The sequence below is a fragment of the Shewanella sp. SW24 genome, from assembly GCF_025653395.1.
Classification (GTDB): Bacteria; Pseudomonadota; Gammaproteobacteria; order Enterobacterales; family Shewanellaceae; genus Shewanella; species Shewanella oncorhynchi.
Genome location: NZ_JAKKSH010000001.1, coordinates 197,843 through 224,171 on the forward strand (window position 1 = coordinate 197,843; position 26,329 = coordinate 224,171).

16 protein-coding genes, 9 tRNA genes and 1 pseudogene are annotated in these 26,329 nt (G+C 45.8%); 16 read left to right on the top strand and 10 right to left on the bottom strand.

Annotated features, from left to right (window positions below; genetic code table 11):
• Positions 1 to 7 precede the first annotated feature (7 nt).
• The 11 genes from pal to L5M17_RS00935 all read left to right on the top strand — a co-directional run bounded on the left by pal (position 8) and on the right by L5M17_RS00935 (position 2,668).
• Positions 8 to 541 carry a peptidoglycan-associated lipoprotein Pal gene (pal, locus tag L5M17_RS00885; protein ID WP_028760346.1) on the top strand — a complete coding sequence of 178 codons (534 nt, stop codon included), beginning with the start codon at positions 8 to 10 and terminating at the stop codon, positions 539 to 541.
• Between the two features lie 24 nt (positions 542 to 565).
• Positions 566 to 1,312 carry a tol-pal system protein YbgF gene (gene ybgF / locus L5M17_RS00890; RefSeq protein WP_028760345.1) on the top strand — a complete coding sequence of 249 codons (747 nt, stop codon included), beginning with the start codon at positions 566 to 568 and terminating at the stop codon, positions 1,310 to 1,312.
• A gap of 142 nt (positions 1,313 to 1,454) precedes the next feature.
• Positions 1,455 to 1,530: transfer RNA gene (locus L5M17_RS00895), tRNA-Lys, on the top strand.
• Positions 1,531 to 1,588: 58 nt separating this feature from the next.
• Positions 1,589 to 1,678: transfer RNA gene (locus tag L5M17_RS00900), tRNA-Lys, on the top strand.
• Between the two features lie 37 nt (positions 1,679 to 1,715).
• Positions 1,716 to 1,791 (top strand) — tRNA-Lys (locus L5M17_RS00905).
• Positions 1,792 to 1,850: 59 nt separating this feature from the next.
• A tRNA-Lys gene (locus L5M17_RS00910) sits at positions 1,851 to 1,926 on the top strand.
• A gap of 37 nt (positions 1,927 to 1,963) precedes the next feature.
• Positions 1,964 to 2,039: transfer RNA gene (locus L5M17_RS00915), tRNA-Lys, on the top strand.
• A gap of 37 nt (positions 2,040 to 2,076) precedes the next feature.
• Positions 2,077 to 2,152, top strand: a tRNA-Lys gene (locus L5M17_RS00920).
• 37 nt (positions 2,153 to 2,189) lie between these two features.
• Positions 2,190 to 2,280: transfer RNA gene (locus tag L5M17_RS00925), tRNA-Lys, on the top strand.
• A gap of 37 nt (positions 2,281 to 2,317) precedes the next feature.
• Positions 2,318 to 2,393 (top strand) — tRNA-Lys (locus L5M17_RS00930).
• A 199-nt stretch (positions 2,394 to 2,592) separates the two neighbouring features.
• A tRNA-Lys gene (locus L5M17_RS00935) sits at positions 2,593 to 2,668 on the top strand.
• A gap of 380 nt (positions 2,669 to 3,048) precedes the next feature.
• Here L5M17_RS00935 and L5M17_RS00945 read toward each other — a convergent pair.
• From L5M17_RS00945 to acs, 3 genes are all read right to left on the bottom strand, one after another.
• A complete protein-coding gene (locus L5M17_RS00945; RefSeq protein ID WP_028760344.1) occupies positions 3,049 to 3,309 on the bottom strand; it encodes a GrxA family glutaredoxin in 261 nt (86 codons plus the stop codon).
• Positions 3,310 to 3,369: 60 nt separating this feature from the next.
• Complete coding sequence (locus L5M17_RS00950; protein WP_263144573.1) at positions 3,370 to 5,124, bottom strand: DEAD/DEAH box helicase; 1,755 nt, start codon at positions 5,122 to 5,124, stop codon at positions 3,370 to 3,372.
• A gap of 222 nt (positions 5,125 to 5,346) precedes the next feature.
• Complete coding sequence (gene acs, locus L5M17_RS00955; protein ID WP_263144575.1) at positions 5,347 to 7,299, bottom strand: acetate--CoA ligase; 1,953 nt, start codon at positions 7,297 to 7,299, stop codon at positions 5,347 to 5,349.
• A 174-nt stretch (positions 7,300 to 7,473) separates the two neighbouring features.
• Here acs and L5M17_RS00960 point away from each other — a divergent pair, with 174 nt between their 5' ends.
• The gene (locus L5M17_RS00960) at positions 7,474 to 10,914 is read left to right on the top strand and encodes a PAS domain-containing hybrid sensor histidine kinase/response regulator (RefSeq protein ID WP_263144577.1); all 3,441 of its coding nucleotides are present in this window, start codon (positions 7,474 to 7,476) and stop codon (positions 10,912 to 10,914) included.
• A 141-nt stretch (positions 10,915 to 11,055) separates the two neighbouring features.
• Here L5M17_RS00960 and L5M17_RS00965 read toward each other — a convergent pair.
• Both L5M17_RS00965 and bioA read right to left on the bottom strand, forming a co-directional pair.
• A pseudogene (locus L5M17_RS00965) lies at positions 11,056 to 12,657 on the bottom strand (methyl-accepting chemotaxis protein).
• A 392-nt stretch (positions 12,658 to 13,049) separates the two neighbouring features.
• Positions 13,050 to 14,405 (bottom strand): adenosylmethionine--8-amino-7-oxononanoate transaminase, encoded by a 1,356-nt coding sequence (gene bioA / locus L5M17_RS00975; protein ID WP_263144580.1) that lies wholly within the window; start codon positions 14,403 to 14,405, stop codon positions 13,050 to 13,052.
• A 122-nt stretch (positions 14,406 to 14,527) separates the two neighbouring features.
• Between bioA and bioB the strand changes: the two genes are divergently transcribed.
• The 4 genes from bioB to bioD all read left to right on the top strand — a co-directional run bounded on the left by bioB (position 14,528) and on the right by bioD (position 18,899).
• Positions 14,528 to 15,580, top strand: coding sequence for a biotin synthase BioB (gene bioB / locus L5M17_RS00980; protein ID WP_263144582.1), 1,053 nt, complete (start codon positions 14,528 to 14,530; stop codon positions 15,578 to 15,580).
• 152 nt (positions 15,581 to 15,732) lie between these two features.
• Entirely contained in the window at positions 15,733 to 16,965 is a 1,233-nt protein-coding gene (locus L5M17_RS00985; protein ID WP_263144584.1) for an aminotransferase class I/II-fold pyridoxal phosphate-dependent enzyme, read from the top strand.
• A 64-nt stretch (positions 16,966 to 17,029) separates the two neighbouring features.
• Positions 17,030 to 17,989 (top strand): methyltransferase domain-containing protein, encoded by a 960-nt coding sequence (locus L5M17_RS00990; protein ID WP_263144588.1) that lies wholly within the window; start codon positions 17,030 to 17,032, stop codon positions 17,987 to 17,989.
• A gap of 166 nt (positions 17,990 to 18,155) precedes the next feature.
• Positions 18,156 to 18,899 (top strand): dethiobiotin synthase, encoded by a 744-nt coding sequence (gene bioD, locus L5M17_RS00995; protein WP_263144590.1) that lies wholly within the window; start codon positions 18,156 to 18,158, stop codon positions 18,897 to 18,899.
• A 99-nt stretch (positions 18,900 to 18,998) separates the two neighbouring features.
• On the opposite strand, the gene L5M17_RS01000 is transcribed toward bioD, so the two are convergent.
• From L5M17_RS01000 to L5M17_RS01020, 5 genes are read right to left on the bottom strand one after another with little or no spacing between them, the layout of a single operon-like run.
• Positions 18,999 to 20,240 (bottom strand): TonB-dependent receptor, encoded by a 1,242-nt coding sequence (locus L5M17_RS01000; protein WP_263144593.1) that lies wholly within the window; start codon positions 20,238 to 20,240, stop codon positions 18,999 to 19,001.
• Between the two features lie 2 nt (positions 20,241 to 20,242).
• A complete protein-coding gene (locus tag L5M17_RS01005; RefSeq protein ID WP_263144596.1) occupies positions 20,243 to 21,283 on the bottom strand; it encodes a TonB-dependent receptor in 1,041 nt (346 codons plus the stop codon).
• Between the two features lie 27 nt (positions 21,284 to 21,310).
• Positions 21,311 to 25,267 (bottom strand): cobaltochelatase subunit CobN, encoded by a 3,957-nt coding sequence (locus L5M17_RS01010; RefSeq protein WP_263144597.1) that lies wholly within the window; start codon positions 25,265 to 25,267, stop codon positions 21,311 to 21,313.
• Complete coding sequence (locus tag L5M17_RS01015; RefSeq protein ID WP_263138237.1) at positions 25,254 to 25,592, bottom strand: DUF2149 domain-containing protein; 339 nt, start codon at positions 25,590 to 25,592, stop codon at positions 25,254 to 25,256. The genes L5M17_RS01010 and L5M17_RS01015 overlap by 14 nt, the downstream gene beginning before the upstream one ends.
• Complete coding sequence (locus tag L5M17_RS01020) at positions 25,589 to 26,203, bottom strand: MotA/TolQ/ExbB proton channel family protein (RefSeq protein ID WP_263138238.1); 615 nt, start codon at positions 26,201 to 26,203, stop codon at positions 25,589 to 25,591. The genes L5M17_RS01015 and L5M17_RS01020 overlap by 4 nt, the downstream gene beginning before the upstream one ends.
• Between the last annotated feature and the right edge of the window lie 126 nt (positions 26,204 to 26,329).

Here is a 26,329-nt window from a genome sequence, read left to right on the forward strand (position 1 = left end):
ACACGTAATGGATCTGAATAAGTTGTTAAAAGCTATGTTGGTAGCACTTCCAATTATGGCTATTAGTGCATGTAGCTCAACTTCAGAATCAGAAACTGATGCAATGGGCTCAACAAACGGTTCAGGTAGCGAACTGAATGGTGGCATTCAAACTGGTGGTGTGGGTGCTATGTTGTCATCTGAAGAGCAGCAACGTCAGCAGTTAGAAGAGTTGAGAAAAGAACACATCATTTACTTCGATTTCGACCGCAGTGAAGTTCAAACTGAATTCGCCGCTGTATTAGAAGCTCATGGTACTTACTTAGTTGAGCACCCAAGTGTGCGCGTACTGATTGAAGGTCATGCGGACGAGCGTGGCACTCCTGAGTACAACATTGCTCTGGGCGAACGTCGTGCTAAAGCCGTTGCTAAATACCTACAAGGTATGGGCGTACAGCCAAGCCAAATGAGCGTAGTCAGCTATGGCGAAGAAAAACCACTTGATTTTTCTCGCACTGATGAAGGTTTTGGCAAAAACCGTCGTGCAGTTTTAGTTTACTAAGATTGAATCTCGGAGAGTAACACAATGAAACGTGCCGTCTTAATTACGGCAATGTTCCTTGGTGCGGGCGCTGCAGTTGCAGCGCCTGCTCCTGTGGAGGATATTGCTGGTGGTTCGGGTGATGACAGACTTGCTCGTATCGAACGTATTGTAAAATCGAGACAACAAAGTGAGCTCGAGATGCAACGTCGTCTTGATACACTGCAGCAGGAAGTTCTCGATTTACGCGGTTTAACCGAACAACAGAATTATCAGATTGAGCAGATGCAAGAGCGTCAGCGTCAGTTATATGATGAGCTTGCTAATTTATCCTCAAAGGCATCTGCCGCACCTGCAGCTGCAGCGACATCAATCCCCTCTGTGGTATCGACCAATGCTGCCGCAAGTAGTTTAAGTGAAACTGCAAGTTATGAAAATGCCGTTAACTTAGTCTTAAAAGAGCGTAAGTATGACGATGCCATTCCTGCCTTCCGTGCTTTTATCAAACAATACCCAGACTCTGTGTATGCCGCGAATGCGAACTATTGGTTAGGACAGCTATTATTTAATAAGAGCGAATTTGCAGAAGCCAAACAAGCCTTCAAAACTGTGGTTGATCGTTTTAGTGATTCTAATAAACGTGGAGATAGTTTAGTGAAGCTTGGCATGATCGCCGAGAAAACCGGTGATAAAGCTGGTGCGATGCAATACTACCAACAAGTTGTCAAAGATTACGCAAACAGCGCCGCAGCACGCATTGCACAGCAGCAACTGGCTGCAATTAAAGCGTAATTAACTAAAAAACATACTCTTAGTCTGTTTTTCATGCAAACGACAAAAAATTGGGAATTTGCGCTTGCATGAGAAGATGAAAAAGGTATTATAGGCGCCCTCAGAGCGGCGAGGTCGTTCGGGGCGTGAAATACCAGTAAATGGGTCGTTAGCTCAGTCGGTAGAGCAGTTGGCTTTTAACCAATTGGTCGAAGGTTCGAATCCTTCACGACCCACCACTTACTCTAATGAATAGAATAAGTTAGTGGTATTTAATGAGATAGTCAGTAGTACAATGGGTCGTTAGCTCAGTCGCTTTTTTATAAAGCTAGGGCAGTTGGCTTTTAACCAATCAGTCGAATGGTTCTAATCCTTAATGACGCACCACTTTACTGAAAGTGCATAAATCAGCGTAACACCAGATGGGTCGTTAGCTCAGTCGGTAGAGCAGTTGGCTTTTAACCAATTGGTCGAAGGTTCGAATCCTTCACGACCCACCACTTATTATTTGCATTGTTGATGCCAAAATAAGTGAACATTTTTATCGTTATACCTCGATGGGTCGTTAGCTCAGTCGGTAGAGCAGTTGGCTTTTAACCAATTGGTCGAAGGTTCGAATCCTTCACGACCCACCACTTTACTGAAAGTGTATAAATCAGCTCAACACCAGATGGGTCGTTAGCTCAGTCGGTAGAGCAGTTGGCTTTTAACCAATTGGTCGAAGGTTCGAATCCTTCACGACCCACCACTTTACTGAAAGTGTATAAATAAGTGCAACACCAGATGGGTCGTTAGCTCAGTCGGTAGAGCAGTTGGCTTTTAACCAATTGGTCGAAGGTTCGAATCCTTCACGACCCACCACTTTACTGAAAGTGTATAAATAAGTGCAACACCAGATGGGTCGTTAGCTCAGTCGCTTTTTTTATAAAGCGAGGGCAGTTGGCTTTTAACCAATCAGTCGAATGGTTCTAATCCTTAATGACACACCACTTTACTGAAAGTGCATAAATCAGCGCAACATCAGATGGGTCGTTAGCTCAGTCGGTAGAGCAGTTGGCTTTTAACCAATTGGTCGAAGGTTCGAATCCTTCACGACCCACCACTTATTATCTGCATTATAAATGTTACAATAAGTGAATCGTTTTATCGCAATACTTAGATGGGTCGTTAGCTCAGTCGATTTTTTATAAGGTGAGGGCAGTTGGCTTTTAACCAATCAGTCTAATGGTTCAAATCCTTCATGACACACCACTTTACTGAAAGTGTATAAATCAGAGTAACAGTTTTAATAGACATCAGATGGGTCGTTAGCTCAGTCGGTAGAGCAGTTGGCTTTTAACCAATTGGTCGAAGGTTCGAATCCTTCACGACCCACCACTTATTTTTTCAGCTGTATCTCTCTCAAATTTCCCCCTGAATGTCCCTCGTTAAACTCCAATACTGAGTACCGAATTAAATACCTTCGTTTTACTTATTCCACTGCAAAATATTTTCTAACATAATTATTGGCATTAGCAAGTTCGACTAATGCGGCATCTTTAAAAAGAAACGTATCTTGAGTTTGGTGATTATATTAAAGCTGACATTATGTGCAGTGATGATGACAACGGTGCGCTGGATTCAGGGGGGCTTTCTAGGCAGTTTTATGTACCGAGCACTATCTTATGGAAAGCTCTAATCCCACTGGGTTGTGATAAAGACTAAAAAGGAGACCTTAGGTCTCCTTTTGCATTAAGCGGATCACATATCTATAGCGCTTAATCTAACAGATTGTTTTCACGAACATATTGCTCGAAATCTGTGCACCCACCGATGTGCTTCTCATCGACAAAAATCTGCGGTACTGTTTCAACTGGCTTACCGACAGTTTTTTCTAAATCTGCTTTAGAGATGCCTTCTGCATGGATATCGACATATCTGAACTTAAAGTCATCACGTTTTTCAACGAGTTGCTCAGATAATTGCACAGCACGAACGCAATAAGGACAGCCTGGACGGCCAAAAATAACAACGAACATAATAGCTCCTTAGGATTACTTTAGTCGTTTTATACCATAGGCCTAAGTGAATTGATAATGTCAGCCGCGTTTATTTTCAGTTTGATAGCGACCTTGATAATCAAAATAGCTTTCGAGCAGATCCCAGCCTTTTTTATGTTTCTTCAGCAGCAAGAGATCGGGCATGCGGAATTTATCCGCATCGCTGATTAACTCTGTCACCTTAGTGTACTTTTTCGGTTTTAATCCCGGTGTACGGCTATGGGGAAAGATGAATAAGGCATATAGGGCTCGCCACTGGGCCGGCGTTTGTAATTTAAAGCGGCGATTGAATTCATTACCGTCGATATCAAGGTACTGCACTTTCAGATTGCCGTCATCGTCGATGAGGCTCATATGCTGGCAGCGGAATAAATGATGGTGCTGCTGGCTGAGCACTTGGCGTAGGCGTTTATCGGGATCGATGAGGGTCGATTGGCAGTGCTGGCAAATGCGCGCCGCGATATCATTCTCTTTGCCGCAATCAGGGCAAGATTTAGATCTAAATCGAAAGTTACACTGCAGCTTTTTACCTTGCTGTTCGACTATGCCCTGACAGCGGCGACCAAAGTGTTCGATAATGTCGCCATCGTCGTCTGTGAGTCCCCAGAATATATTGGCAAAATCGCATACTGGGCAATGCACTTGCACAGGTACCGATTTACTGTTGGGTTTAGCTTGGCCGACCTCGGGAAAATACAAGTCATAACCATTGGCAGCATAGTCGATGATAAGACAATCTTTTTTGCCTTCAGCGATTCGCAATCCACGGCCGATCATTTGTTGAAACAGACTGACTGAAGCGGTAGGGCGCAAAATAGCAATCAAATCCACATGGGGCGCGTCGAAGCCTGTCGTCAACACAGCCACGTTGACTAAAAACTTAAGCTCTTGGGCTTTAAAGCGTTCAATCGTCGCGTCACGTTCATTGTCGTGCGTTTGTGCCGTGATAATGGCGCTCTGCGCAGCGTGAGCTTGGTTGAGTATGTTAAAAATCTCATTGGCGTGACGTACCGTTGCCGCAAAAATGATAATACCTTTTCTATGTTGGCTCAGTTCAATGAGTTGTTTCACAATCGCAGTGGTCGCGCGGCCGTAATGTCCCAGTAAATCGTTAACCTCGGCTTCGGCATATTCGCCATTCTCGTTTGCTTTAAGTTGGCTGAAGTCGTACTGGGCACTTAGGCCATCAAACAGGGTTGGCGCTGTGAGGTAACCTTGCTTAATGAGCGGCCTTATGGGCAGCTCGAACACACAATGTTCGAACACGGCATGTTCGGGAGACCCTACTTTGCCGTGATAGTGTTGCTGATAAATCCAGCCAGTGCCAAGGCGATAGGGCGTGGCGGTGAGACCGAGCAATCTTAATTGGGGATTTTTCGTACGTAAATGGTTGAGTACTTGCTGATATTGGCTGGTTTTTTCTAGGCTGACTCTGTGGCATTCATCAATAATGACTAACGAGAACGGCTGATCGAACTGGGTTAACCCCCGCGCCGCCGATTGAATACTGGCAACGACGGTTTTCCCCTCTGTGGCTTTTTGATTAAGCCCCGCCGCATAGATACTGGCTTGTGCGGTGAGGAGGCCGACTTTCTCGGCATTTTGTGCAACTAATTCTTTCACATGGGTGAGCACTAATACTCTGCCTTTGGCGATGCGTGCCAGTTCGGCGATCACTATGCTTTTGCCGGCGCCTGTGGGTAATACGAGTACGGCGGAAGCTTGGCTTTGCCTAAAATGGGCGATGGCGGCATTAACCGCTTGCTGTTGATAGTCTCTGAGTTTGACTGACACGCTGATAAAAAATCTATGCTGAATAAAAGTGAGGCTGCAAGCTTAACATAACAGGCAAAAAAAATGCCCCTGGTTGGAGGGGCAAGCTAGAGAAAGGAGCAATCACACACACTCTCTCAACAGGGTTCACTTTTAACCTGAGGTTTAAAAAGGGAGGTTCAGGTTACGCTTAGCCTATTGGGCATAGACTAAGCGTTGTGGACGTTATTCTTAACTCGGATATTACTCAGTACGATTTAAGCGTGATTCAATCAAGGTCTCGATCACAGCTGGATCGGCCAAGGTTGATGCATCCCCTAAGTTGGTCACTTCGTTAGCGGCAATCTTACGCAGGAAGCGGCGCATAATCTTGCCCGAACGTGTCTTAGGTAAGCCCGTCGCCCATTGGATGAGATCTGGGGTGGCTAGCGCACCAATTTCTTTACGAACCCATTGACGCAGCTCTTGACGTAGCTCTTCGGTTTCTTCAGTACCACGGGTTAGCGTGACGTACGCATAAATACCTTGGCCTTTAATATCATGTGGGTAGCCAACTACTGCAGCTTCTGCAACCAGTTCATGTGATACCAGCGCACTTTCAACCTCTGCTGTACCTAATCTGTGGCCGGACACGTTGATCACGTCATCGACGCGGCCAGTGATCCAGTAGTAGCCATCTTCATCGCGGCGTGCGCCGTCACCGGTAAAATACATGCCACGGAAGGTTTTAAAGTAGGTCAGTACAAATCGTTCATGGTCGCCATACACAGTACGCATTTGGCCCGGCCAAGAATCGAGTAACACTAAGTTACCTTCGTTCTCACCTTCTAAAATATTCCCCATGTTATCCACTAAGGCGGGTTGAACGCCAAAGAACGGGCGGGTAGCTGAGCCGGGTTTAGTATCGGTCGCGCCTGGCAGTGGGGTGATCAAAATACCGCCCGTTTCAGTTTGCCACCAAGTATCGACGATAGGGCAATGCTCATGACCTATGACCTCATGGTACCAACGCCACGCTTCTGGGTTGATAGGTTCACCTACCGAGCCCATGATCCTCAAGCTACTACCATCGAACTTATCGAAGTGTTGTTTACCTTCGGCCATCAGCGCGCGAATTAAGGTTGGCGCTGTATATAGAATGTTCACTTTATGGCGGTCAATCATTTCGCCTAAACGGGCAGGGCTTGGATGATTTGGTACACCTTCATGGATAAGCACAGTCGCACCATTGGCGAGCGGGCCGTAAACCATGTAAGAGTGGCCAGTGATCCAACCCACATCCGCGGTACACCAGTACACTTCACCCGCTTTGTAGTCGAACACATATTCATGGGTCATAGATGCATAAACCATGTAGCCGCCAGTGGTGTGCAATACGCCCTTGGGATTACCGGTTGAACCTGAGGTATACAGCAGGAATAATGGCGCTTCGGCGTCCATTTCCTCTGGTTGACAGTACTCAGATGCGGTTTCCATCAGTGAGTGCCACCACACATCACGGCTTTCTACCCAATCCACTTTGCCGCCCGTGCGTTTAAGTACGATGACTTTCTCAACGGTAGTGACATCAGGGTGCTTTAAGGCATCATCGATGTTGCGCTTTAATGGAATTGCACGGCCACCGCGCATACCTTCATCTGAGGTAATAATGACTTTGGATTTTCCGTCAATGACGCGAGAGGCGATTGAATCCGGTGAGAAACCACCGAAGACCACAGAGTGCACAGCGCCGATACGGGCACAGGCAAGCATAGCGACTGCGGCTTCTGGCACCATAGGCATGTAAATTGTGACTATATCCCCGCGGCGCACGCCTTGGCTGCGCAGTGCGTTGGCAAACTTACACACATCTGCATGTAATTCACCGTAGGTGATTTTGCGTTGTTCGCTGGCGTTATCGCCTTCCCAAATAATCGCCACGCGATCACTGTGCTCGGCTAAGTGACGGTCTAAACAGTTGGCTGAAGCATTCAGGGTGCCATCGTAAAACCAATTGATCGATAAGTTATGGTCATCAAAAGAGGTTTTTTTAATTTTGGTATAGGGTTTAATCCAATCAATACGCTTGCCGTGTTCTCTCCAGAAACCTTCAGGATTGACAATCGACTCTTGGTACATTGTTTTATATTTATCGTTGTTTACAAGTGCATTGGCAGCGATATTGCCGGAGACTTTGTAGAGAGACTGCGAGCTCATAGGGCTTCCCTTTTGAAAAATTGCGTGGACTGAGTATGGTATGCAAGGGGGCGGCAACTCCATTAGACCTTGGTCTAGTGTTAAATTTTCCTTTATATTTAGTCTGTTGCATTAAAAATCCGGCTAGATTTTAGGCAGGTTTTATCGCACAATAATCAGAAAAAAGAGCAAAGTATGAATTTAACCTTAGTCGTTGCTGTTATTGCCGTCTGTTATGTCTCGCTTTTATTCCTATTGGCTTGGGGGGCGGAGCGTTGGTTTACTCAGATCACTAAAAAGCTTCAGGTCGTTATCTATGGTCTGAGCTTAGCGGTTTATTGCTCCTCGTGGAGTTTTTTAGGCACAGTTGGGCAATCGGCTAAGGATTTTTGGTCTTTCTTACCGATTTTTATCGGCCCTATTCTGATTTTTACTTTAGGTTTTGGCATGTTACGCAAGATGGTATTAGTGTCTAAGGCGCAAAATATCACTTCCGTGGCCGACTTTATTGCCGCCCGTTATGGCAAATCTCAAACCTTAGCCGCCTTAGTCACCTTAATTGCCTTGTTTGGCATCATGCCCTATATCGCCCTGCAGCTTAAGGCGATGGTGTTCAGTCTTAATTTGTTTCAACCCGCTGACGATCCCCTCGATGGCGTGACAATTCCGTTACTGATCACTTCGCTGTTAGCCATATTTGCCATTTTATTTGGTACTCGTAAACTCGATGCGACTGAGCATAATCCCGGCATGATGCTCGCGATTGCCTTTGAGTCTCTGGTGAAACTTGCCGCATTTTTGTTGGTCGGCATCGTCATCAGTTTCGGAGTGTTCGATGGTTTTGGGGATATTTGGCAGCAGGCCAATGCGCAGTCACTAATTAATTATCCCAATCCACGTATTGAAGCTTTAATGCCTGAGTTACTCGTCGGAATGGCGGCCTTTTTATGTATGCCAAGGCAGTTCCATGTAATGGTGGTGGAATGCGCCGATGAGTCCGTGTTGTCAAAGGGGCGTTGGCTGTTTCCCATCTATTTAGCGCTTTTCGGTTTATTCGTTGGACCGCTTGCCTTGGCGGGGAAGATCATCCTCGGCGATTCAGTGTCGGCCGATACCTATGTGATTAATTTACCGCTGGCGTTAGATCAACCCTTGTTGGCTGTTATTGCTTTGCTGGGCACCTTATCTGCGGCAACGGGTATGGTCATTGTTGCTGTAGTGACTATCAGTGTGATGGTAAGTAATGAATGGCTGGTGCCAGTGATGCTGCGCACGGGTCATATCCGCGAGAAAAACTTCAGTCAGTTCTCGCACCTGTTACTTAATGCCCGTCGCTTAGCCATCGTGATTATTCTGGGCTTAGGCTATGGCAGCTATTTGGCATTATCAGACAGTGATTCCTTGTCCCATTTAGGTATGTTGTCTTTTGGGGCTTTTGCCCAACTTGCGCCAGCTTTAGTCGGTGGACTCTATTGGAAACACGGCAATCGTGCTGGGGTATTTTTAGGGCTCGGCGTGGGCTTTACGTTGTGGTTCTACATCATGTTGCAGGGCATGACAGATGTGCAAAGCTCATCGGTGTTCTTGTCTGGCGTTGCGAGCGAGAAAGGCCTACTAGATGCGATAACGCCCAATGTGCGTGATGCGCTGACGGCTCTTTTTGCCAATATCGCCTGTTATATATTGGGTTCTATTTGGTTTAGAGCAGGTGTGGCTGAGCGTATTCAGGCCAGTGCTTTTGTGAGTCCTGGCAAATTGAAAAACAGCGCCAATAAGAAAAATGGTCCGATTTCACAGCAAGATTTACTGATACTGGCGAGTCGCTTCGTTAGCCCAACGCGCGCCTATGAGAGTTTTAGCCGTTTCTCGATTGATGCGGTAAAAAGTGATAGTTGGCATAAAGCGGCGCCGCCGGAGTTGATTTCCCACACTGAACGTTTATTGGCGGGGGTGCTTGGCGCTTCAAGCGCAGCGCTAGTGATGGATTCTGTGCTGCAAGGGCGCGATTTAGCGCTGGATGAAGTCTTTAGTCTGGTCGATGAAGCTTCATCGAAAATCATGCTCAGCCAAGACATGTTGCGCGGCGCGATTGAACACGCCTATGAAGGCATGAGTGTTATCGATAACGATCTCAATCTTGTGGCATGGAATTACAAATATGTGGAGCTGTATCAATATCCCGAGGGATTTTTGCAGCAGGGCATGCCCATCAGTGAAGTGATCCGCTTTAATGCGGCGCGGGGTTATTGTGGTGAAGGGGAAATAGAACAGCAGGTTGAGCAGCGGGTGCAGCATATGCGTAATGGCACGCCGCACACTTCTGAGCGCCATCGCAGGGACGGTAAAGTGATAAAAATTCAGGGAAATCCTATGCCAGATGGCGGCTTTGTGATGACCTTTACCGACATTACTCAGTATCGCGAACAGGAGCGCGCGCTGCTCGAGGCCAATGAAACCTTAGAAAGTCGCGTTAACGAACGTACCTATGAATTAGCCATGTTGAACAGTGAGTTACTGGAGGCTAAAGCGCAGGAAGAAATTGCCAACGCTTCTAAGAGTCGCTTCTTGGCCGCCGTCGGCCATGATTTAATGCAGCCACTTAATGCTGCGCGACTGTTCACTGCGTCGTTATCTCAGTATCCCAATCTAGATCGTGAGGCCAGAACCACCTTATCCCATGTGAATAGCTCGCTAAAAATTGCCGGCGAATTGCTCACCGACCTATTGGATATTTCTAAACTCGACTCAGGTATGGTGGATGTTAATCGCCGTGACTTTGCGATTTCAGAACTGATCAATGGGTTATCGGTGGAATTTGAAGCGATGGCAGCGGACAACCAAATTCGTTTTAAGATGGTCCCATGCAGCGCAACCGTTAATTCTGATCCTTCGCTGTTACGGCGTGTCCTGCAAAATTTTTTAACCAATGCCTACCGTTATGCTCGCGGTGGCAGAGTGTTATTTGGTTGCCGTCATCGAGGTCATTACCTTGAAATCCAAGTGTTAGACACGGGTTGTGGTATTGATGAAAAAGAAACCCAAGAAATTTTCAAAGAATTTAAGCGGTTGAATAATCCTAAGAGCAACAATGTTAGCGGCTTGGGCTTAGGTCTGGCGATTGCTGATCGCATCAGTAAAGTGTTAGAACACGGTATTCAGGTTTCGTCCCATTTAGGGCGCGGCTCGGTCTTCTCCATTTGTGTTCCGCTTGGAGAAACTGTGCGTCAACCACAAGTGAAAGCGTTGCCGTCGCTGCTGCAGCCGTTATCGGGTATCAAAGTGTTGTGTATCGACAACGAAGAGGCCATTTTAGCTGGATTAGAAAGCTTATTAAGCCGCTGGCAGTGTGAGGTTATCTGTGCAAAAGATTTATCTGATGCACGCATTAAACTAGGACTGAAAGGCGTCGCGCCTGATATTGTGCTCGCGGATTACCATTTAGATGATGGCCAAAATGGCGTCGATGCGATGGATGGTATTCGTGCCCTATATGGCAAAGACTTACCCGGCATTTTGATTACCGCCAATACTCGCAAAGAACTGGTGGAAGATGTGCAACGCCGCGGCTATCACTATATGGCGAAAATGATAAAACCTGCCGCGCTACGTGCCTTGATTTCTAGCTTGGTAAAATAAGCTTGGTATACGTGTTCGGTAACATGAGTTTAGTGACGTCGGCACGTTTAACGAAATGCCAAGATAATCGCGCAGTTTTTTATGCGGCTTATCTTGGCTAAACGGTTTGGCACAGGTTTGTGGGTGTAACTAAATACATGACTAGAGTTTGAATACGGCCAGTTTATTGTTTAAATTCAGTGATAATTCGGCCAAACTTTCACTTTCTTGAGCCAAATAAGTTGCCGATTCAGAGACTTCGAGCGCTGAGTTATTAATCCCGCACACGTTTCTGTTCATGTCTTCTGCGACCACACTTTGTTCTTCTGCGGCGGTGGCGATATGGGTTGCCATGTCACTCACATGTTTTATATGAGCAACGATAAGCGATAAATCCTTACCCGCTTTTGCTGATTGACTCACACTGTTTTCTGCCAGTGCACGGCTTGCATCCATTGCCTTAGCGGCGCTCACGGCCCGTTGTTGCAATAATGAAATCGTGTTTTGAATTTCTTCGGTCGATTGCCTAGTGCGACTGGCGAGTTGCCTCACTTCATCGGCGACTACAGCGAACCCTCGCCCTTGTTCGCCAGCGCGGGCGGCTTCAATGGCGGCATTCAGTGCCAGCAAGTTGGTTTGGTCTGAAATCGCGCTGATCACAGAGGTGACCTCGCTGATCTGCATGACTTCCTCTTTAAGCATATTCACTTGATCCGTCGCTTGCTCCACTTCTTTGGCAAGAGCATGAATACCATCTACGCTGGCGTGAACATCTTGGTCGCCAAGGCCAGCTTCCCAAGTGGCTTCTTTGGTATCTTTGGCTGTGCTCTCCGCATTATTCGCGACATCGGCGATAGTGGCGCTCATTTCATTCATGGCGGTGGCAAGTTGGGCGAGTTGATCCCGCTGATTATTTACCGCTTGATTAGTTTCCTCTGCAGTTGAGGCGATCCGAGCCGAGGCCTGTGCAACATTGTCAGCGCTATGACTCGCTTGAAGTAAAGTGCTACGAATGGAGTCTATGCTTTGGTTTATATTGTGGGCTAAGATGCCAAGTTCATCTTTACCATAGATTTTTAGCTGAGTCGTTAAATCACCTTTTGTGATGGCGAGCATAGCCAGATTCACATCATCCAATGGCTGAGTAATAGAGCGGCTAATGGCATAACCTAGCCAAGCCATAAGCACAATAATGACAAATGTAATGCCTCCCATGGTGAGGTATTCATTCCAAATGGTGGCTTCGATATCTTGGAGTAACATACCTGAGCCTAAGATCCAGCCCCAAGGTTTAAATCCGATGACAAGTGAGATTTTCTGCGCTGATTTGCCATTCGCCGTCGTCCAGCGGTATTCGACTAATCCTTGTTTGCCATCACGGCCGAGTTCGACCATTTCGAACCAATAATTCTCTTCGCCTCGATTACCCATTTGTTGGCCAACCAGTTCTTTTTTGATGGGATGAACGATAATGTGCCTCGATTCATCAATCACAAACAAGTAGTTATCACCATCAAAACGCATGTCGTTCAACATGTCTTTAGCGGCTTGCTGTGCCTGCTCTAGGGGCAGCGATTGCTACAACGCTTGGATACGGCTACTGGCGAGGGATAATACGGCATTAAGTCGTGCTTCACGCTCTGCCATCAGGTTGTGCTTGAGGGCTGTGACGGAAATAGTGAGTAAAATTAAGGCACCTGCGAGGGCGATAATGAGCTGTAGTGCGAGTTTTCGATTAACGGGGATGTCAGCGAGTTTGAACATTTGATCTCCTTTTCTTTGTGTAGCGATTTAAGCCATTCCCTCTGCTCAAGTTGTTGTCAGCTTTTGGCGAAAGATATGTTGTGTAAAGTGAGTGATATAAGCATCGTTGGCTTTGATAAAATTTCCAGTTGGCGGATTAAATAAATGCACTAAATTACAGGGTTTTAATGGAAATTGTGAGCAATATTGCAATTGCAACCTTAGCGCGTTTATCTATCGAGAGGATGCGAGATTCGAACAAGGGAAGGGGCTGCTGAGTACTGATATAAGCCAGGCAGTTCGAACCCCTAGCGCACAGTGCGCAGGGGTTCGTTTATTTGAGAGCCTATGTAAGTTGAAGGCTTATTGAGTTGAAAGAGCGTTAAGCTAAAAGATGGTCAAGCGCTAAAGCATTAACCGTGGCTGATAAGCTGCGGCTCAAGACTTTTTGATACCGCGCTAATACCTGCTGCGACTTGCTTCATCGCACTGGTGAGTTGGCTTAATTGTGCTGAGCTAATGATATAGGGCGGCATGATATAGATAAGGTTGGCGAAGGGACGCACCCAGACGCCTAAATCGACAAATTGCTGCTGTAACTCAGCGGTATTGACGGGTTCGTGCATCTCTAACACGCCGACAGCGCCGAGCACGCGCACATCTTTTACGCTTGGTAAGTCAATCGCATCGTTAAGTTCAACGCGCATTTGCTGCTCGATAGCGGCCACTTGCGCTTGCCATTCATTACGGTTAATTATGTCTAAGCTTGCACACGCCGCCGCGCAGGCCAGCGGGTTGCCCATAAATGTCGGACCATGCATAAACACGCCCGCAGGAGATTGGCTGATTCCTTGGGCAACTTTATCGGTACATAGCGTTGCCGCTAGGCTGATATAACCGCCAGTCAGCGCTTTGCCTAAACATAAGATATCAGGGGTAATATTGGCGTGTTCATAAGCAAAAAGCTTGCCTGTCCGACCAAAGCCAGTGGCTATTTCATCTAAGATCAGCAGGACATCAAATTCATCACATAGGGCACGAAGACCCGTTAAATAATCTGCGCTGTAGAAACGCATACCGCCAGCGCCTTGCATTATCGGCTCTATAATCACAGCGGCAATCTCATGGTGATTAATGCTTAATATGTCGCGCATTGCGGTTAAATCATCGGCTTGTAAGGCTTCGCCAAAGGCGGTTTGTGGCGCGGGCACAAATGATTGCTTGGTTACTGCATCGCCAAACATAGTGTGCATGCCGCCTTCGGGATCGCATACGCTCATCGCGGCAAAGGTATCGCCGTGGTAACCCCTCTTAACGGTAAGAATGCGTTGTTTTAGCGGTCGCTCTTCTCCATGTATACTTTGCCCTTGCCAACTCTGACCTTGCCAATATTGCAGCGCCATTTTAATTGCCACTTCGACTGAGATAGATCCAGAGTCGCACAAAAAGACCTTTGTCAGCGGTTCGCAGGTCATAGCGATAAGTTTTTTACACAGTTCAATGGCGGGTTCATGGGTGATACCGCCAAACATCACATGGCTCAGTTGATGCAACTGTTTTTCCATCGCGGTTAATATCTTGGGATGTGCATAACCGTGCACACAGGCCCACCACGAGCTAGTCCCATCGACCAACTTGCGGCCATCGACCAGTTCAAGCTCGCAGCCCTTTGCACTATGTACACCAAAAACAGGAAGAGATCGGGTCATTGAGGTGTAAGGATGCCAAATATGGGCGCTATCAAAGTCAAAATCGAGTAAATTGCGCATAAATGCTCACTTTTTTGGTGATAAAGTAGCCATTAGTAAACTGGGTTCACTGGTTGGCGTTGACAGTTTAAGGGCTGAGGTTATCCTAGCCAAGATAAAAAACAGAATAAAAAGGGTGTTCAATGTCGCAGTTGCAAGTTCGTCATGATTGGAAGCGGGAAGAAATCGAAGCCTTATTTGCGCTGCCGATGAATGATTTGTTATTTAAAGCCCACAGCATTCACCGTGAGGTATACGATCCTAATGAAGTGCAAATTAGCCGTTTATTATCAATTAAAACCGGTGCTTGCCCTGAGGATTGTAAATATTGCCCACAGAGCGCCCGTTATGACACAGGTCTAGAAAAAGAGCATTTGCTGGCAATGGAAACTGTGCTGACCGAAGCGCGCAGCGCTAAGGCCGCGGGGGCTTCTCGTTTCTGTATGGGCGCTGCTTGGCGTAATCCAAAAGAAAAAGACATGCCGTACCTTAAACAAATGGTGCAAGAAGTTAAAGCCTTAGGTATGGAAACCTGTATGACGCTTGGCATGCTTTCTGAAGATCAAGCGAATGATTTAGCCAGTGCTGGCTTAGATTATTACAACCATAATTTAGATACTTCGCCTGAATATTACGGCGATGTGATCACGACACGTACCTATCAAAATCGTTTAGATACACTGACACATGTGCGCGCTTCTGGCATGAAAGTGTGCTCGGGCGGGATTGTCGGCATGGGTGAAAAGGCGACGGATCGCGCAGGCTTACTACAACAGCTGGCTAATTTACCGCAGCATCCTGATTCAGTACCAATCAATATGTTAGTCAAAGTGGCCGGTACGCCGTTTGAGAAGCTTGACGACCTCGACCCACTCGAATTTGTTCGTACTATCGCCGTGGCGCGTATCTTAATGCCGCTTTCCCGCGTGCGGTTATCGGCAGGCCGCGAAAATATGAGTGATGAGCTGCAGGCCATGTGTTTCTTTGCTGGCGCTAACTCGATTTTCTATGGTTGTAAATTGCTGACCACACCAAACCCAGAAGAAAGCGATGATATGGGGCTATTTCGACGTTTAGGCTTACGTCCCGAGCAGGGCGCCGCGGCAAAACTGGAAGAAGAAAGTGCTGTTTTAGCCAAAGCGGCGGCCTATCAAGATAAGTCATCGGCACAATTCTATGACGCGGCTGCTTTGTAATACCACTGAGTGCATGTTGTCCGACAAACAGGTCGAATAGCCTGTAAACCTTGTTGGCTGCAGCCTATTTTGATTGCGGCCGATAGCTTTATTGGCCGCACTCCATTTTTCAAGCAAGCATTTTTAAGACAATCATTCTTGAGGCTAAATCGATGAGTTCTCTGCTCGAGATGAAAATTGCCGACCGTCAGCAAGCCTTACGTGAGCAAGGTTTATTACGGCAACGTAAAATGCTGAGTGTTGATCACAGCTTTGATGTTAACGCACCCACTTCGAGCCCGCGCTTTGTGTTCGAAGGGCGATCCTATGTTAATTTTAGCAGTAATGATTATTTAGGCTTATCCCGCGTTCCTGAGTTGGTTGAAGCGCTGCACCTTGGCGCGCAGACCTACGGTGTGGGTAGCGGCGCATCGCCCTTAGTGACAGGGTACAGTGATGCGCATGTCACACTTGAACGTGAACTCTGCGCCTTAACGGGGCATGAAGCGGGATTATTATTCTGCTCGGGCTTTAGTGCCAATACGGCGTTAATGAAAACCTTGTTTGATCAGCAAGATACTGTGATTGCCGATAAACTTGTGCATGCCTCAATTATTGATGGTTTGCAGGACAGCGGTGCGCAGTTAAAACGTTTTTTACATAATTCGCTTGAGAGCGCTGAGCGGCTTCTGACTCGAAATCACGCATCGGCGTTAATCACAGAAAGCGTGTTTAGCATGGACGGGGATTGTGCGCCGATCACGCAGTTATCGGCGCTTTGTCGTCAACAGAATACTTGGTTGATTGCTGATGATGCCCATGGTTTTGCGGTGCTCGATGGCTATCAAGATAGTGATGCAAGAGATAAAGCCGCCAAGCTTATCGATGTGCAAGTGGTGACCTTTGGTAAGGCATTAGGTTGCCAAGGCGCAGCGGTTTTGGGGAGTCAGGCGCTGATCGACTTTTTGGTCAGTAATGCCCGCGAATATATTTATTCGACCGCCTTATCGCCCGCTAATGCCGCATTAGCGTTAGCCGCGACTCGGTACTGCACTGCACATCCTGAGTTACAGCAGAAACTGCTTGAGAATATTTCGCTATTCAAACAGTTATGCCTCGATGCTGCCGTGCCCCTTTTAGGTTCGGATACCGCAATTCAGCCGTTGATCATTGGCGATGCGCAGCAAACCCTGCAAGTCGCCGAAGCGTTAAGAGCCGCGGGCATTTGGGTTGGGGCGATTCGCCCACCGACGGTGCCTGTAGGGTCGGCGCGGTTACGCATTACCTTAACGGCGACCCATAGCCCTGAAGATATTGCTGTTTGTGTTGAGCAATTAGCCCAAGTGCTCAGTCGTGTTGGTATCCCGCTTGTCAGTGAACGAGAATCTGCCGATGAGTACAGATAAATGTACCCTATAGATCGCGTTATTTTATTGAATGTTAAGTTTTTATGGTTGAGTGTTAGTTAAAATGCCAAGCCTGATAAAGTCTAGTGATCCAAGCTGTAGTGCGTCTGCTCATGAGTCAAACAAGTTTATTTCTTGCGATCTTAAGCTGAGTGAGCTTAATGCGGGCGTTTCTTATGGGGGCGTTCTCGCGGGGACTGTGTCCAATGTGCACGGGACTCAAATTGCTGAACGTTTTTCCGCAGCGGCCCATAGTTACCAAGATCATAATCAATTACAACGCCTGAGCGCTGCCAGTTTACTCAGTGAGTTTTTGGCAGCAGGTTATCTGTTAGACATAGGGGCTGGCCCTGGGACGGATTTTTCTGGGTACCACAGTGTCTCTCAACCAGCGGATCTCTCTACGCAAAATCCATCCACAACTGTATTTGCCGTGGATATTGCCCTTGGCATGCTACAAAAGCTAAAACAGTCTTATCCCGATTATCTCGGCGTATGTGCCGATGCGCAGTGTTTACCTTTTACCAATGGCTGCATGGATGTTATTTACTCTAATCTAGCCCTGCAATGGTGTGCTGATTTTCCTGCTGCGGTAGCCGAAATGGCGCGGGTACTTAAGCCGAACGGTGAGTGTCATTTGAGCCTCGTAGCGCAGGGGAGTTTGAATCAATTAGCTGAATTAGGGTTAAGAGTGAATGACTTTTCGACGATGCAAGCACTCAAGGCTGCATTTAAACTCGATACATGGCAATTACTTGAAGTGCAACTCGTCCCTATGACAGTGTATTTTGACACTCTTAAGGCACTACTCTATTCAATTAAAGGTGTGGGGGCTTCTGTACATGTCGCCAGTTCAACAACTCGGGTTTCAGGTTCAACAGTGAGTGCTTCAGAATTCACTCCACGGCTGCGTGGTCGTCAAGATTGGCAGGCCATGCAGGCCAAAGCTGAATCGCTACGTTTACCCCAAGGTTTGCCTTTAACCTACCAGATAGTTCAAATACGTGCTCGGCATAGGTTTTAAAGTTCACATATTATGCCTTTAGTCATGGCATTATCAATTAGCACTAATATCTAGAAAACGTTGGATTTTTAACATTACGTATAGAGATCGTTAGCTATATGGACATTTAGCTTATGGAGAGTGGGCTTAACAAAGCACAACTCATAGCAACAGATAAGGATCTAATATGTATTTTGTAACAGGTACAGATACCGATAGCGGTAAGACTTTGGTTTCGGCGGCATTATTAACCGCTGTGAATCGTTTAGGGCTCATAGCCAATGCTGACTCTGCTGTGAGTATTCTTGCGGCTAACACTATGTTGACTTTAGGTGTTAAGCCCATCGCCTCGGGCTGCGCGCAAACCTCTGAAGGATTGCGTAATGCCGATGCGTTACAGCTGATGACGTCATCTTCACTAAAACTGGCCTATTCCGTCATCAATCCTTTTACCTTCGAACCTGCGATTGCACCGCACATTGCCGCTGCCCAAGTGGGCGTGAGTTTAGCGCCTGAAGCTATCATTGAAAGTTTAGATTTAGTGGCATTTGCTCAAGCGGATTTTTGCTTGATTGAGGGCGCGGGAGGCTGGCGTTTACCCTTAGGTGATGGTAGGTATCTTTCGGAAGTCGTACAGAGATTAGAACTGCCAGTGATACTCGTGGTTGGCATGAAACTCGGCTGCTTAAATCATGCATTGCTGACTCAAGAGGCGATATTGGCCGATGGGCTTAAGATTGCAGGCTGGGTTGCTAATCGTGTCGATCCGAACATGAGTATGTTTGAGGAGAATCTGACGAGCCTTAAAGAGATGATGACAGCACCTTTCCTCGGTTGTGTGCCATTTCTCGAGGATCCCTCGGCTGATAATGCCGCGAATTTTTTACATTGTGAAGCATTACTAAAACGGGTTATCCCTGAAGCTCATTAACGGGAGTGGCTTGGCATGTTGCTGTTAGTGTTATGCGAGTTGTATTTAGCAAAAGGTCATACCTGACCTTTTGCTAACAGTATGAAAATTAAGATAAGCCTAATAACTTAGCCGTAATTCTGCAAACCAAAAACGTCCCGGACTGAGATAAAACTGCTTGTATTGTTCATTGAATAAATTATTGATCCCTAATGAAGCTGTGATGTTGTCGGAAACAAAATAAGTGGTTTTTACATCGGTTAACATAAAAGAGTCTGTTGAACCTGGCACATGAGTCACGACATCAGTATTGGTTACATTCGTAAATCGCTTACTTTGATAGCTATGATTTGCAGTAATATACCAACTGCCTTGGCGCCAATTCAGGTTCAAGTTGTACATATTTTTTGGGGTATGGGGGAGTGCTTTACCGACAACATTCAGATTGGGGTCTTGGGTGACTTCACTGTCCGTATAAGTGTAGTTGGCTGACCAACCTAAACCGTAGTGCCATGTGCCTTTGAGTTCTAACTCGATTCCTTGAATTTCTGCCTCTGCGACGTTTTGAGGCATACTGATACCATCAACCGTTTGAGTTGCAATTCGATCATTAATCTCGGAACGGTAAATCGTCGCTATCGCATTGATATTATTTTGAAAACTGTGGTCAACACCCAACTCCCATGACACCAATGTCTCTGGTTTTAAATCAGGGTTACCGACATAGATATTTCCTCCTAGGCTTGCGGTACCAAAAAACTCGTACAAATTGGGCGCTCGAAAAGCTTTGCCTAGAGAGGCGCGGTAACTGGTATCGGTACTGGGTTTATAAACCATTGATATTTTAGGACTGATAGGGGAGTCTGTTACCTTGTCATAGGTAATACTGCCCGTTCCACCTGCTTGAGTATAGGAGTGAGATTCTCCACCGCGCATTTTCCACCAATCTTGTCTGGCACCGATATAGACAGTGAACTCATTATTCAGTTGCCAAGCATCTTGGATATAAAAAGAACGTATTTGGTCTTTGGCTGTGGTGTCCGCCGACATAAATACTTTGGACTTTGGATCTGTCCAATTGCTTAGGCTCCAACGCTCTTCAGTGACATCTCCTTCGTTTGTCGCAACCCCGAGCACTAGCGTATGATTATCGCCTAGGGGCATATCTAGCTGAACATCAATGCTTTTTCTGGTGCTTTCCGTTGCAGGTGCTAACCGACCATCTCCACCCTCAAAGGTGACCGGATTCATAGGTGCATGTCCGGCACTGGCGGTTGTGAGTCCTGCAATAATTGTCGTAGTCTCTTTACTAATATGCCCAGCTGAGATGTGTAAATTGATTTGATCCCAGCTTGTACTCAAATTCAATCCTGTATTAGTTTGTGTTGTACTCCCCCCCGAGCAAACAATGCGCCATTTAGCCAAGTAGTCATGGGGATATTGCCATAGGTTGGAATGCTATCGACCTTGCCTGATTCTGTGACTTCGGTGGTGCGTAGTAGGCTATGGGGCTGATCATAACCATATACTGAGTCTGAGTTAGCGTAGCTAAGGTTTAGACGAGTATCATCTGATGGGGTGTAAGTTAATCGAAGGCCGTAGGTTTCATCATTGAACCAGTTATCCCCCATATCACCAATAAGATTACTTTTTCCACCGATGTTGGTTGTGTAGGGGAGCCAACCTGTAACGCCTTCGGGAAGTTTATCAATAACAGCATCTGAAGCATTAACGTGGGTCGTTGGATAACCATCGGTTTCACGCTTGCGGTAGTTTGCGCCTAATGCGACGGAATCCAGTATTTTTAAGGTACCTTGTAAGGCTTGATCGTGAAAATTTTCAGGGGCGATACTATCAGCTGAACCACCTATCCCCAGCTTCATTGAAAAACTGTTTTCGTCGGGGACTTTGGTAAAAATATTGACGACACCGCCTATGGCGTTGCCTCCATAAAGGCTAGAAAATTGTCCGCGTACAACTTCAATTTGCTGCACATTTTCACTGTCGATCATCGTCCAGTTGACTTGCCCATTGCGGGAATCATTTTGGGGAACACCATCGACTAACACTAATGTATCCCGTGCATTACTTAATCCCCGTATCGTGAGTGACGGAGTGGTTTCCATAAATCCTTTAGTACGTCGGTCCATTACACCTGCGGTTTTTCCTAAGGCTTCATCAATGGTAAAGAGTGTCATTCCTTGGATATCTTCTTCCGTGATCACATTGATGGCGGAAGGGGAGGATTTAATATCCTGTGCAGTACGTGTTGCTGAAACTACGATGATCTCCATTTCATCGGTCTCTTTTGGGGTTGATGCTTGTGCTTGTATACCCGCAGAAGCAAGAAAGAGTGCTAGTACAGTTAAAGGATAAGGAATATGAGCTATGTGGCCTTGATACATTAATATCTCCTTGAAATATTATAATTTTTAAGGGGTCATTATTTTAGGGTATCGGTTGAAACCAAAGATAAAGGCTAAGCACAACAACAGGTAGCTAAGCCAATGTAGCCAAACTGAGGTACTTTGCTGTTCAGTTGGATGCGTCAAATTGACTTCTTCGATTGCATATCCTTGGATGGCTTTTGTTGCCTCATTCGGCTTTTTGAGCGCTTCAGGTGATGCTTTGCTTGACTGCATTAGTGGCGCAGGCATCATTGGCTGTGGCGTTAATTTAGGGGCTGACACTAATTTTGCCTGGATCAGTTTTTCTAAAATGGGATCTTCACATCCTTGGCTATCACAAAGAACACCTTGTTCTTCTGCCAGCTTGGTGATGCGCTCACTCAGATCTTTAACGGTTTCAGCATCGGCTTGCCAATAACCTTTTCGAACGGCTTCAAGCATGCGGGACATCATCATTTTGTATGCCCCTAAATTTTCAGATTCACGGAAAAACTCTTCCATGTCTAATTGATAGCGATCCTGTACATAGGTTTGGTACATATCATTCCATTTACTTGCATCGACAGCTTCTGGCACTGTGACCTGCCATCCCCACATATTCTGAATCACACTATTAATGAACTTAGCGCCAGCATAGCCCTCTGTTTGCATTGCTTTTATCCATTCAGGATTAAGGTAGCGAGAGCGTAATTCGCGTCCCATAAATCGTTCTAGGGTTTCTTGTTGGGCTTGATTTGGATCAGCAAGGTTACTTATCATCACCTCTGGACTTGTGCCATCTACGGCTCTGACGGCCATGGATACACCACCAAAGGATGCAAAGGGATCATCACCATCAAGGACTTGAAATACATGACTTGAGCGAGCATGAACAGTGATGGCGGTTCCCGATAAGGCATTTTTGAGTAGCATTTGCCCAACTTGGGAGGATTTACCTGTTTCAGCCGTATCTCCAGATTCTCCCCAAAAGCCTTGTCCATAGAGATGGCTCATTCGATTAAAGTACATCTCTGTCAGCGTCTGCTCGTTATCCCAAGTATCAGAACGATCTATCGCGCTTTCCAAGTTTGTGCCATAGGCTCCAGAGGGAACGGAAAATAGCCTAACCGCGGCCATTCTGGTGGCTAAGGTGGTTTCAACTCCTTTGGCTTCAAGCATAGCTTGTGTTTTTATCGTATTGATACGTAGTTGGTTATCCTGCTCATCCTGTGCTTGGGCAAGAGTAAATGCTTGATCTAGTAGGGTAACCACATTAGCAAAGAGATCCCGATGTAATCCGGATGGGATCACAGTGACATCAATTCGAGGTCTGCCTAATTCTTCACGCGGTATGGCTTCAACGCCACGCACTATACCTCTTTCATCGTAGCTAGGGCGTATGCCGAGCAAATACATGATCTGCGCTTCTTGAACTCCTTCATTACGCATAGTTTCAACGCCCCAAAGGGTAAAGGTTAACTTTTTAGGGTATTCGTTATGGCGTTGTCGATAGTCCTCAATGAGCTGATTTGCGAGCTTTTTACCTATTTCATAGGTTGATTTAGCTGGAATTCGGCGTGGGTCAAAGGAGTAAAAATTGTGTCCAGTGGGTAACGCATCTGGATTACGCAGTGGATCCCCCCCTACGCCTGCTGGAATGTACTGGCCTGAAAAACCAGCAATAAGAGCATCGAGTTCTTGTTTAGCGCTAGCTGAAATGGCTGAAGATAATTGTTCTATGCGTTGTTTGTACTGCTGTTTATCTAAAGTGGGTTCAATTGATAGAATCGCTTGCGCTGTTTTTTGGATTTGGTCAGCAGTTGGAGAGACACCAAAGCTGTGCAGTCCCATCGGATTAATACGGTCTGAAATTTCTTCAAGATAATGATGAATATCCTCAATGAGTTGATGGGATGACTCATTATCCTGAGTGATTAAAGTTGATGCCTTTGCATCAATTGCAGTGGGGGCTTTACCCAAATCTTGTAAAATCCCGAGTTTTTCTGCCTGTAGCTCAATTTCTTTAATCTGTGATTCTGCTAATTGTGGGTTTTGTTGCCGCGCGCGCTGGTAACTTTCGATCAGTCCTTTCAGGGTTTGTAGTTCAGGGTTTAAGGAGGTGCGATCCATGGGTGGGGTTAAATGGGTGATCATAATGCCCATACCACGACGCATTGCAATTGTACCTTCTCCTGCATTATCCATGATAAAACTATAAAAGTTTGGCAGATCTCGAATGAGATATTCAGGTGCATCTGTGATATTCATACCAGCCTCTCGGCCTGGCAGCCACTCATGGGTGCCGTGTGTGCCAAATTGGAACATCGCATCAGCTTTAAAGACTTTGTGGAGCCAAAGGTAAAACGCAATATATTGATGTGATGGTGGAAATTTTAGGTCGTGATAGAGTTTTTCAGGATTTTCAGTTTTTCCTCTGGAGGGCTGTGGTCCAAGTAGGACATTACCATAGCGGCGTACAGGTAAAACAAAGTATGCAATTCCTGCACTGTCTTTATAGGTCATAGCGTTACTTTCTTCTGGACTTCCCCAAGTATTTGTCACCATTTCCTGTGCTGACTGTGGCAATGCTAAAAACCACTGTTGATAGGTCGATATTGGTAAAAGTACGGGCTCGCCTGAGACGGCGAGAGTATCAATTTGTGATTGCTCCCAACTGGGGATATTGGCACCATATTTGAGAATATCTTGGCGTAATAGTGAAGGCTCCTTAGGAAGGTTTTGGATGTTATATCCTTCTTGCTCGAGGCGTTTAACCACTTGCCAAATGCTTTGCGGCAACACATTAAGGTATGCGGCGCCAACATTGTCTCGTCCAGGAGGAAAATTAAAATACTGCAGAAAAATGCGCTTTTCTGAATTAGGTTTTTGACGCAAGGTTACCCATCGTTTGACTCTGTTTGCCAACATGGCAACGCGTTCTGGTATGGGCTGCTCTTCTATATAAGTCATGCCAGATTGAGGATCTTGTATCATCTGTTTAGCAGCATATACGGTAGGTTGTATTAACCCCGCCATTTCTGGCATGGCTAATTGCCAAGAGCGTTCGGTAATATCCATCCCAACCGATGAAGCCTCCCAGTCCTCGATTGATGTTGAAAACAATGAAATGGCATTAATCACTGGAACATTGAGGCGTTCAAATAATGGTGTCAGTATCTCTGGAGTGACGCCAATTTTTATGCTTGCAGCAATAATGACTTCTACCCTTGAATGGCCTTGGTCGTCGAAAAAATAGCGCTCGATGGGAACCTGTGCAGGATAACCAAATACCGTCATCACGTTTAGGTCCCGACTCTCCAGAGCGTTAATTACTGCATCAATATGGGATGTACTGCCTGCAATAATATTACTTTGATAAACCACGAATCCAATCCAAGGTTTACCAGGTTTGTATTGATGATAATCTTGCTTAAAACGATCAAAATCAGCATAAACAGTCCCCGTTCCTGCATGATATAAACCTATTTCAGGTACAGTTTCAGGTGGCTGATAGGGCAGATTAATCCCTATTTGGTTAAGTGCGTAAAGCAATCCATTACGGATATTATTTGCTCCAGCATTAACAAAATACTGCTGGATTTGGGGATCCTCAATAATTCCAGCATTTTTATCGGTTTCATTAATACTAGAGCCAAACGCATATACTTTGGCACCATTTTTCATAGCCTGTTGTAGATCGAGTTGCACATGGTTTATTAGATTTCTTCCAATCGTTTGTATGATAATTAAATCTGACTGGCGAAGATGACTTAAATCTTGCTCGCTTAACTTAGTACTCGAGTAAATACGAATATCAGTATCCGTCATTACATCAAATTCTGAGTAAATATCTTTTACAACTGAGGTGGATTGTCGTAGTGAACTATCACTCAGCAATAAACTGACACGCGTTGTTTTACCCCATGCAAGGTGAGTGACTGATAGCAAAAATACACAAAGGAATAAGGTGAATGACGTTCTATGAAATTTAGTCTGGAACATATACCACTCGGCCATCATCTAATTGAAAGGCTGTACCTAGCCTTACACCTTCACCACTCAACTCCGTTTTGGTTACTTTTTGTACTTTTATCTCAGCCCCTTGTTTGCTGACAATTTGCATTTCTCCTTGGGCATTTTTAGTCGTAATAGTGACTTGGGATTTTTCATCCATTAGCCCAAGTAAATTAAAAGTGGTAAAGAGTGCGATCATCATGCTGACAATCACAACAATACTGGCATCAAATAAGTTAGCGATACCTGCTAAGGGGTCTATATCTTCACGGTGTGAAGTTAACATGTTCTTTCGCATAAATTTCAGACTCATAGTGAGCCCTCTATTGCATGCGTTTCGTTGATTGGATTTGAAGTGAGGGGCGTTTGTGAACAAATTGATGTGTGGTCGATCGATGCTAGTTCTGCAAGGTAACGTATTTCATTCTTGTCGTTATTTATCCAGCGTTCTTTGACTAACGCTAGCGCAAAAGCAATGACGCCTGTTCCTAATCCAACAATGGCAGAATTAAATGCGTTAACCATCATTCCGGCCATTTCAGGCATATTCCCCTGTGCAAGGGCAGCGAGCGCTATTCCCATAGGAATAAGTGTTCCCATCAGTCCAATCCCTGGTGCGGCACGTACGATAAAACGAAGACGTTCAATATTCGTATTTGCTAAATGTTCTGTTTGTTGTATTAATTTTTCGAGTTCTAGATCTAAATATTTTTGTTGAGTGTCTTGGATGACATGGCCTAATTTATGACGGAAAGTTTCAATCAGAGGGTGTTCACCTTGCCTACGATTTAGATATTCTCGGAGTAGATTACCGGCCAGTAAAACCACGTAGAGTACCATTGCGACTAATCCGAGTTTTACTGGGTAGTAACATAGGGTGGCGACCGTAACTAAAAATCCCTCAGTCATAACCATTATTTGCATTAGCTTTTCCTTATTAAAAAGGGTGTACTCTTAATTTATTTGTGAAGAATACTGAATTAGTGAGTTGGACATAGGTGTCAAAAAATTGAATGTAACTCGAGTCACAGAAAAATGTCGCACTTAGAT